The following is a 10,670-nucleotide window of genomic DNA, read 5'->3' on the forward strand; positions in this document are numbered from 1 at the left end:
AGACCCCGATAGAGACTCCGGATAACGAGACCCCTGAGGAAACCCTGAACGAAACGACGAACGAAACGACAAACGAGACGATCAACGAGACCGGACCTCCCGTCGTAATCGGGACGGATGAGGTGACGACGGCAGCGACGACGGAAACGACACCGGCAGCGACCTCCTCGACCGAGCTGCCGACGTTCACGCCGATACAGGCAGCACAGGTCAACGCAAGCCCGACACCGGCAGCTCCCCTCTCGATCACCGGCGTCATCCTGGCAGTTGCAGTCGCCGGACTCCTTGTCGTGATCGGACGAAGCAGGAAGTGACGGCAAAGCATCAGACGGCTCTGCGGGAGATCGGGGTGGCCTGCCCCTCTCCCCCTGTACCTGCGCTCGCGGTGGCCGTTCACGCCGTCCGGGTTGCAGATCATGCTCCTCGCCCCACCGATCGACACGACGATGCCCAATAATATACAATGATTTGTATACTCATCTTAAGATTCTACGATTGCAAATGAGTAGATTTAAATATTGATCTGGACAAAAAGCACTTGCTCACGAGGGAATCAGTCGATGTCGACAAAAGACCGTATCAAAGAGAAATATAGCGACACCCAGCGAAAGATCCTGTACCATCTCAAATCCGGGTTGAGAGCAGGTAAATCCTACTTCAAATCCAAATATATCGCAACCGATCTTGGCCTTTCCGCGAAAGAGGTCGGCATCAATCTTGCTATCCTCTCCGAGATCTGCGACGAGCTGGATATCAGGCGCTGGAGTTACTCGAACAGTACGACGTGGCGCGTCACCTCCCGTGCATCATAATTTTATCCTGGAACGCTCTATTTTACGGCATGAAGATCATCGAGTTCGAAGCACCTGTCGAGTTTGTGGCCAACATCAACGACCACAAGGACTGTCTCATGTCCCAGGACAAGAACCACGAGAATCCGGAGGTGCTCTGGTTCAACATCGATGTCCCCAAGGGGCACGGCGTGCGGGCCGGAGACCGGGTCAGGGTCACCGTCGAAAAGATCTGAGGCACCACAACTACAACCGCATCGCCGGGCATGCTCCGGGCTTCATCCGAGGGGGGCCGAGAAATATCCCGGGAGCGTCTCCAGGGTGATGCGGTACGAATCGATGTCGTCCACGCTGACGATGAGGTAAAAGTCCTTTCCGCCCCTCTCCACGTTTTTGACGATGCTGCCCGGGTAGTGCAGGTCGGCGCCTTCTACGATGGTCCCGCTCTCGAGCTCCACGAGTGCCATCCGGAAGTGTGCCGCCTCGGGCCTTATCGTTGCAGAGACACTGCAGTTAAGCCTCCATACCGCATACGGCACGTGAAAGACCTCGGTGATACCGCCTCGTCCCTCCTCGATGTAAGCGAACGGGATGATGCCCCGGGCCTCTTTCCAGGGCGGGTCGGAACCCCCGTAGAGCGTGAGGTTGCCGGGGAGGTAGCAGCAGGGGTAATCCCAGATATTGGTCACATAGGAGAGCCTGGCGGGTTCGAGCGGCACGGACGGTGTCGGGACGGGGGCAGCGGTGACGGGAGGTGTCGGGGCGGGTGTCTCCGGAACCTCCGGCACCGTCTCCGCTACGGGCGGACGAAGTACCAGTGCTATCACGGAGACAATGATCAGGGCGGCAAGAATGCTGAAGACGTCGCCTTTATCCACAGTTTTAAAAGGATGTACAGGGTAAAAAGCCCTTCGGGTTTGACTTTCTATTCCCGCCCGCAGATTGTCTAAGATAGCCGTCCGGGTTCCCGGATAAGCCTGTTTCTTCGTATTTCCTCGTTCGGCTGATATTCTAAAACGGAACCGTTAATATGGAGCCGCGACCACGTCCTGATGAGAGCATGGAAATCACTGAGGTGCGCACATGAGTGATGTTTTATCTTCTTTCGTTCGTGGTGCTCCTTGTAGCGATCTTCATCACAACCCAGAACGACAGCCGGCTCTGGATCAGTCTCATGCTCGTCATCGTCGTCGTCGGCATAAACTTCTACATGCTCTTTTCCGAGTTGAAACGCTACCAGGCCCGGAAGGCCTTCATGCACCGGATGTCGAAATTCGACGACACCGAGGCGGATACGGACTCCTCCGGCCACCGCTGGTGACGTTCAATCGGTACGTCCGCGCTGCGTGGCCTTCCGCAGAATCTTCTGCATGACGTTGTACGGCGTAAAGAGGTGCTCCACCTCTCTTGCCAGGTACTCGGTCTTGCCCATGACATAGTAGCCGTCGACGGCAAGTGCAGAGTAAAAAAGGTGCGTAAGATCGTTCTTCTGCTTCTCGGTAAAGTAGATGGTGACGTTGCGGCAGGTGACGGCGTCGAGGTACCGGGCAATGGGAATGCCCGACATAAGGTCATGCTGCCGGAACTTAACGAGTTCCTTGATGTGGGGGCGGACCTCGAACGTGCCGTCGTCGTGGCTGATGAAATGCTTGCGAAGCCTCTTTTCGTCCACGTTCTCGAGCGCTTTTCGATCGTATATCCCGGCCATGGCTTTCTGCAGCACCACGCCGTCGATATCGGTCGCGTATATCGTTACGCTGGCATCTTTACGGAGCGTCATCAGTTCGTGCGCGAGGATGGCGATCGAATAGGGTTCTTCACCCGTGGCGCAGCCGGCACACCAGATCCTGATAGACCCCCTGCGGCGGGCGAGATCCGGCAGTATCTCCCGCCGTATCACTTCGAAGACTTCCGGGTCCCGGAAAAATTTGGTGACGTTGATGGTGAGAGCTTTACGGAGCAGGTCGATTTCCTGCGGATTTTCAAGGAGGTACTTGTGGTAGGCCTCGAAATCTTCTGTGTTTGTCAGCCGCATCCGGGAGAGGATGCGGCGTTTGATGTAGTCCTCCTTGTAGTTTGAGCACTTGATCCGGACCAGTTTCTCGATGCTCTTCTGGAGCGATATGAATGCGTCCATGAGGTAGTTTACTCTCGCCGGGTGTTGGTTTACTGGGTGTTCTGGTAATATCCGAGGTCGCTGATTACTTTCTGGATGTCGAGCCAGATGATGAGGGTCTTTGTCTTCTCGTCTTCCTCGTCCCCTATCTTGATGATCGCTTTGACGTAACCGCTGATGGATGACGTGATGTCGTCGCTGATGCGTTCGATCTGATCGTTATGAACCGAAATAACACTGTGAACGTCATCGACGATAATCCCTACGTTCGACCCGCTTGCCACGTCCGGCATCAGCACGACGATCTTTCGGTTCTCGGCCTCTGCGGATGCAGGGAGCCCGAGGAGGTCCCTGAGGTCGATGATGTTCGTGATCTCGCCCCGCAGGTTGATGATGCCTGTAAGGTATTCGGGGGCACGGGGAAGGGGAGTGATCGGCATCATCTCCACGATCTCTCGTGCAATCTGGATGTCCAGTGCGTAGTGCTCCTCCCCGAGCTGGAACTCCACCACGTCTACGGATGCTGCCATCGTTTCCTCCCTAGTTCAGCTTGAACTGCATCATTACCTTCTTGAGCTGTTCGGCCATGCTTGCCAGTTCGTGAGATGCGCTTCCGACCTCCTCGGTCGATGCGCTGACCTCTTCTGCGAGTGCGGCCATATCCTCGGTGCGGTCCAGGCTCTCCTTGGTCATGTGGGTGGACTCGTCCATCTTCTGCATGACGTTGTTGGTGGAGCCCGCCTGATCCTCGGTGGCCTTCGTTATCTCGGTGATGCCGTGAGTGACCACCTCCACGCCCTTGACGATCCGGTTTAAGCCCACGATGACCTTGTTGACGCTCTCGATGCCCGCCTGGATCTCCTGGTGGGATGCCTGCATCGAGCCTGTGGTCTTTTCGGTGCTTGCCTGGATCGTCCGGATCAGGTCCTCGATGTCCTGGCTCGCCCGCTTGGACTCCCCGGCAAGGTTCCTGATCTCGCCTGCGACCACGGCGAACCCGCGGCCGTGCTCCCCGGCGCGGGCGGCCTCGATTGCGGCGTTCAGCGCCAGGAGGTTGGTCTGGTTCGTGATGTCGGCGATCAGCTTGACGATGTTGTTGATCTCGCGCATCTGGTTGTTGAGCGTGCTGATCTCATCGACGGTCTGTTTGGAGATCTCCTCGACGAGTTGCATCTTCTTCGCCGCGACTTCACCAAGCGTTGCCGCATCGTTCCCTTCCTGCGACGCCTTCGAGGCCTGCTCCATGACCTCCTGCGATGTGCTTGCGATCTCCTCGATGGATGCCGAGAGGTCGTTGATATCCGTCCCGATCTCCTCGATCTTCTCGAGCTGGTGTCGTGCATCCTCCGATGACCGCTGTGTCGAGGCGGCGACCTGCTCCGTGGCCCGGATGATCTCGTCGGTACTCTTGCTGACCTCCTTCGTCGTCATATCCACCTGGTGGGCCGCTTTCGCCACGTCCGCGAGGAGCGTGCGGATGGCGGTCAGCGAGACGTTGTAGTCGCTCTTCACCTTCCGGAGCGGGTCGCTGTCCTCCGCGTCCACGAACGCCGTCAGGTCGCCCTTCGCCATGGCGGCGAGTGCGGCTCCGAGGTCTTCGGCGCTTTCGGCGAGTCTCTCGCTCTCCCGCTTTGCAGTCTCTATCAGGTCCCGGATCTGGTCCTCTCTCTCCCGCTGCTCGGTCCAGTCGTTCCAGACATAGAAGGCCATCTCGATATCGCCGTTTGCATCGAGGATGGGGATGGCGTTCAAGGTGAGGTACTTCTTCACACCGTCGGGCCACTTGACCATGACGTCCGTCCGGGCGAGTTTCTTCGTCTCGTAGCAGGTGTAGAAGTGGTCGCCCTGAAGGACGGTGATGTCATAGTCGTAGAGTTTCTTCGCGAGGGTCTCTTCCCGCGTTCCCCGCCACATCCGGGCATACTCGTCGTTGATGTCGATCCGGCTCTTGTCCGGGCGGAGGGTTGCGATCGCGAGCGGATTCTGCTTGATCATTGCGTCAACCCGGTGCTCGGTCTTCTTGACATCCTCCTCTTTCTCCTTGAGTTCGGTCCAGTCGTTCCAGACGTAGAAGGCCACCTCGATCTCGCCCTTCTCGTCGAGGATGGGGATGGCGTTCAAGGTGAGGTACTTCTTCACACCGTCGGGCCACTTGACCATGACGTCGGTTCTTGCCCGCTTCTTCGTCTCGTAGCAGGCGTAGAAATGGTCGCCGTCGAGAACGGTGATGTCGTAGTCGTAGAGTTTCTTCGCGAGGGTCTCTTCCCGCGTTCCCCGCCACATCCGGGCGTATTCGTCGTTGATGTCGATCCGGCTCTTGTCCGGGCGGAGGATTGCGATCGCGAGCGGGTTCTGCTGGATCATCGTGTCGATACGATGCTGCATCCTCAGGATCTCTTCCTCTTCTTTCCGCTTTTCGGTGATGTCGTTGTAGACGTTCAGGATCCCTGTCAGCTCGTTCTTATCGTCCAGGAGCGGGATTCCGTACTGTTCCAGGATGTAGGTGCCGGTGGGGAACTCGACCGTCACTTCGCCGGAAACCTGTACTTTCTCGGTGAGCACCTTCTTGATCCCCTCTCCTTTCTGAGCAAGGACCTTGAAGTCCCGCAGGTTCATCGTGGTGATACGCGACCGATCGATGCCGGTCAGTTCGAGGTATGCATCGTTGGCCGTGACGATCTTCATCCCGGTATCGACGACCAGCATGGGCATCGGGTTCTTCTGGACGATCGTCTCGGATCGCCGTTGCAGCTCGGCGATGTTTTCCATCTGGGTTCGGATCTCTTCCTCTCCCTCCCGCTGCTTGGTGAGGTCGTTATAGACGATGAGGATGCTCTCGACCGCATTCTCGTTGTCGAGCAGCGGGATGCCGTACTGCTCCAGGATATGGGTGCCCGAGGGCAGTTCGACGACGACTTCCGCATATACGCGCTTCTTCTCCTGGATCACCTGCCGGAGGCCCGAACCCTTCTGCGATACGATCTTGAAATCTCTCAGGCTCCTGCCGAGCATCTGGTCCATCGGGATCCCGCTCATCTCGGCATAGGCAGCGTTTACCATGGTTATTTTGAAGTCCGGCTTGACGACCAGCATGGGCATCGGATTCTGCTGGATGATCGTGTCGGATCCTTTCAGAAGCATCTTGGCCTCGTCCAGCCGGTGCTTGAAGCGCTGCTTCTCCTCCTGCCTCTTCTCGAGCAGCGCGTTGATCGAGGTGGCCAGCGGCCGGTAACTCTCCGGAACGCCGGCAAGGTCGATCTTCACGGAGTCATCGCCTTCAAGTGCCGCGTGGAGTGCGGCCTCAAGCGCCTCGGGCAGTACCGTCGCTCCCTGTTCCTGTGCCTGTCCAGTCATACCCGGCACAACCGGCCCGGTAAATAGTGCTTTCCTTCCTGGTTTATCGATCATCGATTACACATCCTCATCATGTTTCCCGTCCCGTTCCAGAAGGGCGGTTGCTATTGCCCTGTATTCCCTGCCGGCGCCGCTCTCGGGTGCATAGTGGGAGATTGGAAGGCCCTGTTGCTGTGTCTCGTAGATTGCAGGGGAATATGGGACCGTGAATACCTGCTTGAACACTTTCCTGACCTCGGACTCGAATGCCTTCAGCCGCTCTCCCTCCTTCTCCTCTTCTGCGGAGGAGGCGGGTGAAAAGATCCGTTTCAGGAAGAGTGCGAGGCCGCCCGATCCGGCCGCCGGGTCGTCCGAACCCTTCCAGCGGGTCAGAATGGCGAAATCCGTGGCGACGTCCTCCCCGAGCATCTCCCTGATGTCGCCAAAGACCATTGACAGGGCTTCCATGCCTCTGAGGGCGAAGGTGCCGGGGTCGAGGGTGACGACGGTGTGATCCGCTGCGACGAGGCCGTTGATGACGAACTGGCCCATGCTCGGGGGTGTATCGATCAGGATGAAGTCGTAGGCGTCCTTCACCTGGTCGAGCGCCTCCTTGAGCACCCCTGCCCGGTCTTCGATACCATAGAGATAGGGTTCGACTCCCACAAGGTCCAGGGTAGCCGGAGCGAGATCGATCCCTGATGCCGTGGAGACGATCACATCACTGATCCGGACGTCGGGAAAGCCTTCAAAGACTGTCATGAAGACGTCATACATGCTCAGTTCAAGGGCTTCGGGGTTGACGCCGAGTCCCGTGGTGGCATTGGCCTGCGGGTCACAGTCTACTACCAGAACGTTCTTCCCATCTTTCTGGAGATATCCTGCGACATTGAGGCACGATGTCGTCTTTCCTGTGCCACCTTTGTGGTGGGCGAACGCTACAATCGTAATATCCAGCACCCCTCATACCACTATTTGAAACGGTGGTTATTTAAACTTATTTTTATTATGCTGTGAAAATCCTGTGCACGTCTCGCATTTGAAGTGTCTCGAAAACCTTGATGAGGAATTCGGCCTTTATTTGCCGTTGTGTTAATCACAGAATCAAAAGGGCGGACCTATCAGGCATTTCTCGTCCTTTTGGACTTCCTGGTATGATAAAAGAGCGGGCTTTACCGGGAGAGCGGCCTCTCCGTGCGGTGCGCAGTCTGACTCCGGTCCCCCCGACCCGCTCTATCCCGGACTCTCTGCACACGTTCGGAGATGGATGGACGGTAATCGGGTTCGGAACGGAAAAGCACGGAGATCGTCCCCCTGCGGGGCGGGGCCGACGCCCCGGACGTTAGCCCGGAGAGGAGGTTCTGGAGGAGGGCTCCGGGATCCCTGATCCGGTAGCAGCGTCTCATTGCATCTGCCGCATACCGGTCGGCGGTGAACTCCTCGTCGTACATGCGGCAATAGTATGTCCGGTAGGCGAAGAAGACGGTCGGGAGGAGGAGGGCGATGAAGGCCAGCTTTGCGACGGGAAGACTCCCTGCCTGTAGGGACGGGTGCCCGAGGAACATAAGGCAGACGAGAACCGGGAGGGCCGGGAGGGCGGAGAGAAGGGGAGACCCCTTCCGGACGTGCCCTTCTTCGTGGAGCAGCATAAACCGGAGTGTGTCGTTGCTTGCCCCCGAGAGGTTTTTTTCGTAGAACGAACGCCGGTAGCGGATACAGTTGAGCGCCGGGCATCCGCGTATGGAGGGTGTGAAGGTGCATCTGACGAGCCTTCTCCTGCGGTCGATGAGCCCCTTCTCCTGAAGTTCCCGGAATATCCGGTACAGGCGGGAGCCCCGGTCAGCCCAAGTCATTCCAACTAAATTATAATAATCACAATATATTAAATGTTGCTCCGGATCGGAAAGCCGGTTAATCGGTTATTTGCCGATTTTATTCGTACGCGCCCCGCGGCTGCGGGCTACTCCCGGCGAAGTGCCGGTCGGAGCCATCGCACCCTGTTCGCCTCCGGGATGCACCGGAGGATGAATCCGGACGGGTGCCGGCACCTGTACGATGCGACCCGCGGAGATCCTGCCTCCCGCTTTCAATGACCGGGCCCGGAATCCGAAACATTTGCAATCTCCGTTTTTTTCACAATATTTTAATAATAGCAACCAAAATTGTGAATGAATAGAGTGGAGGTGAATTTATGGAAGCGGAGGGTTCATGCGGCCCGTGCTCGTGCCGGCACGGCCCATGGGTCTCCGGTCCTCTAAGCGAATGTCCAGCAAATACGTGAGTCTCCTGATACTGGCCCTTGCCGTCCTCGCCGGGGTTGCCGGCTGCCTCTCCACGGCGTTCGGAGAGGTGACCTACAGCGGCGACGCCCTGCAGGTCCATGTGGAGCAAACCGGTGAGCCCGTTGAGAACGCTGTGCTCCAGGTAACGATCATGGAGGTGAGCGCGCTTGAACAGCAGGAGGTTTTCTCCGAAGCGCGGTATATCAACCTTGATCCGGGAGAGAACGAGTACACGATCCCGGTAGACCTGCAGCCCGGCTCCTACAAGGTCTTTCTGACCATATTTGTCGGCGACGAGCGGAGGACGTCCATCATCCGCGAACTGGAGGTAGCAGCCTGATCCCGGCGGGACTCGCGGCGGCGCGGGGGCTTGAACCTGCGGATGCCGTCTTTTCCGGGGCCGAGGTCTTCAACCCCTTTGCGTGCGCCTGGGAACGCGTGGACTTCGCGGTGAAGGACGGCTACGTCGTCGGCATCGGGGAGTACGAGGGAAAGCGCGAGCATGACCTCTCGGGCACCTTCGTGGTGCCCGGGCTGATCGACGCCCATGTCCACATCGAGAGTTCACTTCTCGCCCCTTCGGAGTATGCCCGGCTCGTTCTTTCGCACGGCACGACGACCGTGATCGCCGATCCCCATGAGATCGCGAACGTCTGCGGGGCGCCGGGGATCGATTACATGCTCGACGAGGGAGCCCGGACGCCGCTCGATATCCTGGTCATGCTCCCCTCCTGCGTCCCGGCAACGCCCCTTGATGTGGGGGGCGCCGTGCTCACGGCCGCCGACCTCGCACGGTTCCGTGGGCGGGAAGGGGTCGTCGGGCTTGCCGAGGTGATGAACGTCCCCGGCGTCCTCTTCGGCGACGAGGACCTCCGGGCGAAGATGGATCTCTTCGAGGTGATCGACGGCCATGCACCGTTCCTCTCGGGAAAGGACCTGAACGCCTACATCTGTGCCGGGGTACAGAGCGACCACGAGTGCACGACGCTCTCGGAGGCACGGGAGAAACTCCTGCGGGGAATGTACATCATGATCCGGGAAGGTTCGACGGAGAAGAATCTTCGCGACCTCCTGCCGCTCGTCAACGCCTGCACGGCGCCGCGGTGCTGCTTTGCCACCGACGACCGGCATGCCGACATGCTTGCCGGGGAGGGGCACATCGACGACTGCATCAAAAAAGCGGTCGCATGCGGTCTCGAGGTTGAGCTGGCGCTCCGTATGGCCACGCTTTCAGCCGCCGAACGGTTCGGGCTCCACGACCGGGGCGCCCTTGCGCCGGGGAGGCTTGCCGACTTCTGCGTCGTCGACGACCCCGGCCGCTTCGAGGTCCTGCGGACGTTCAAGCGCGGCGTCGAGGTGGCCGATCCCGGCTACCGGCCCCCCGCCTGCCCCGCGGCTCCCATGCACGCCCGCGTGCCGGAGGCCCGCGATATCCGGATAACCGGCCGGGGGGAGGCGCGGGTGATCGGGATCGTGCCCGGCCAGATCACGACCCGGGACCTGCGCTACTCGGTCGACGCCGCCGGGATCCCGGACCTCGGCCGCGACATCCTCAAAGCGGTCGTCACCGATCGTTACCGGGCGAGCGGCTCCGGCGTCGGGCTCGTCCACGGGTTCGGCCTTCAGGAGGGGGCGATCGCCGGTTCGGTCTCTCACGACTCCCACAACATCGTCGCGGTCGGGGTCGGCGACGCCGACATCGTTCGTGCCGTCGGTGAGGTGGTCCGGCTCGGGGGAGGGATCGCGGTTGTCTCGCATAACGACGTGACCGCGCTCCCCCTCGAGTGCGCCGGGCTGATGTCGGCGCTCCCCTACGACGAGGTCGTGCGGCGGCTTGCGGCCCTCGAGGAGCATGCCCGGCGGCTCGGGACGATCGCAAATCCCTTTATGTACCTCTCGTTCCTCGCCCTGACGGTCATCCCCGAGATCCGGGTCACGGAGCGGGGGGTCTTTGACGTCGGGGCGTTTTCGGACGTTCCGCTGTTTGGGGAGTGAGAGGTGCTTCCCCACCTGCTCTTTTTGGTCGTGTTTCAACAGTTAACTATCTCTCCGCATCCGGCGATGCTTCGGGACATTGCTCACTCCCATGCACGGCTTTCCAGTGGACTGCGCACCTGCGGTGCTCGTGCTCCTGCCCTTCGGCCAGTC

The 10,670-nt window shown here is 59.2% G+C and carries 11 protein-coding genes and 1 pseudogene; 6 read left to right on the forward strand and 6 right to left on the reverse strand.

The features are described from left to right. The 3 genes and pseudogenes from BRA62_RS02235 to BRA62_RS02245 all read left to right on the forward strand — a co-directional run. A pseudogene (locus BRA62_RS02235) lies at nt 1–314 on the forward strand (hypothetical protein); the annotation flags it as partial. 246 nt (nt 315–560) lie between these two features. Beyond that, nucleotides 561–812 carry a DUF7123 family protein gene (locus BRA62_RS02240; RefSeq protein ID WP_048184491.1) on the forward strand — a complete coding sequence of 84 codons (252 nt, stop codon included), beginning with the start codon at nt 561–563 and terminating at the stop codon, nt 810–812. Nucleotides 813–841: 29 nt separating this feature from the next. Further along, on the forward strand, nt 842–1,027 hold the full coding sequence (locus BRA62_RS02245) for a hypothetical protein (RefSeq protein WP_011844388.1): 186 nt from the start codon (nt 842–844) through the stop codon (nt 1,025–1,027). Between the two features lie 42 nt (nt 1,028–1,069). Here BRA62_RS02245 and BRA62_RS02250 read toward each other — a convergent pair whose 3' ends face one another. Then, nucleotides 1,070–1,669 (reverse strand): hypothetical protein, encoded by a 600-nt coding sequence (locus BRA62_RS02250; protein WP_292364497.1) that lies wholly within the window; start codon nt 1,667–1,669, stop codon nt 1,070–1,072. Between the two features lie 212 nt (nt 1,670–1,881). Between BRA62_RS02250 and BRA62_RS02255 the strand changes: the two genes are divergently transcribed. Beyond that, on the forward strand, nt 1,882–2,112 hold the full coding sequence (locus BRA62_RS02255; protein ID WP_292364498.1) for a hypothetical protein: 231 nt from the start codon (nt 1,882–1,884) through the stop codon (nt 2,110–2,112). Between the two features lie 3 nt (nt 2,113–2,115). Here BRA62_RS02255 and BRA62_RS02260 read toward each other — a convergent pair whose 3' ends face one another. From BRA62_RS02260 to BRA62_RS02280, 5 genes are all read right to left on the reverse strand, one after another. Next, entirely contained in the window at nt 2,116–2,928 is an 813-nt protein-coding gene (locus tag BRA62_RS02260) for a CheR family methyltransferase (protein ID WP_292364499.1), read from the reverse strand. 29 nt (nt 2,929–2,957) lie between these two features. Continuing rightward, nucleotides 2,958–3,437 carry a chemotaxis protein CheW gene (locus BRA62_RS02265; RefSeq protein ID WP_292364500.1) on the reverse strand — a complete coding sequence of 160 codons (480 nt, stop codon included), beginning with the start codon at nt 3,435–3,437 and terminating at the stop codon, nt 2,958–2,960. Nucleotides 3,438–3,447: 10 nt separating this feature from the next. Continuing rightward, complete coding sequence (locus BRA62_RS02270; protein WP_292364501.1) at nt 3,448–6,261, reverse strand: methyl-accepting chemotaxis protein; 2,814 nt, start codon at nt 6,259–6,261, stop codon at nt 3,448–3,450. Nucleotides 6,262–6,318: 57 nt separating this feature from the next. Beyond that, complete coding sequence (locus BRA62_RS02275) at nt 6,319–7,200, reverse strand: ParA family protein (RefSeq protein WP_292364502.1); 882 nt, start codon at nt 7,198–7,200, stop codon at nt 6,319–6,321. A 212-nt stretch (nt 7,201–7,412) separates the two neighbouring features. Then, complete coding sequence (locus BRA62_RS02280; protein WP_292364503.1) at nt 7,413–8,093, reverse strand: M48 family metalloprotease; 681 nt, start codon at nt 8,091–8,093, stop codon at nt 7,413–7,415. 409 nt (nt 8,094–8,502) lie between these two features. Here BRA62_RS02280 and BRA62_RS02285 point away from each other — a divergent pair, with 409 nt between their 5' ends. Together BRA62_RS02285 and ade are read left to right on the forward strand one after the other, a co-directional pair. After that, a complete protein-coding gene (locus tag BRA62_RS02285; RefSeq protein WP_292364504.1) occupies nt 8,503–8,862 on the forward strand; it encodes a hypothetical protein in 360 nt (119 codons plus the stop codon). Further along, nucleotides 8,862–10,517: an adenine deaminase gene (gene ade / locus BRA62_RS02290; RefSeq protein WP_292364505.1), complete on the forward strand. Its 1,656-nt coding sequence runs from the start codon at nt 8,862–8,864 to the stop codon at nt 10,515–10,517. Before BRA62_RS02285 ends, ade begins: the two co-directional genes overlap by 1 nt. Nucleotides 10,518–10,670: the final 153 nt, after the last annotated feature.

It is taken from the genome of Methanoculleus sp. UBA208 (assembly GCF_002498065.1).
Classification (GTDB): domain Archaea; phylum Halobacteriota; class Methanomicrobia; order Methanomicrobiales; family Methanoculleaceae; genus Methanoculleus.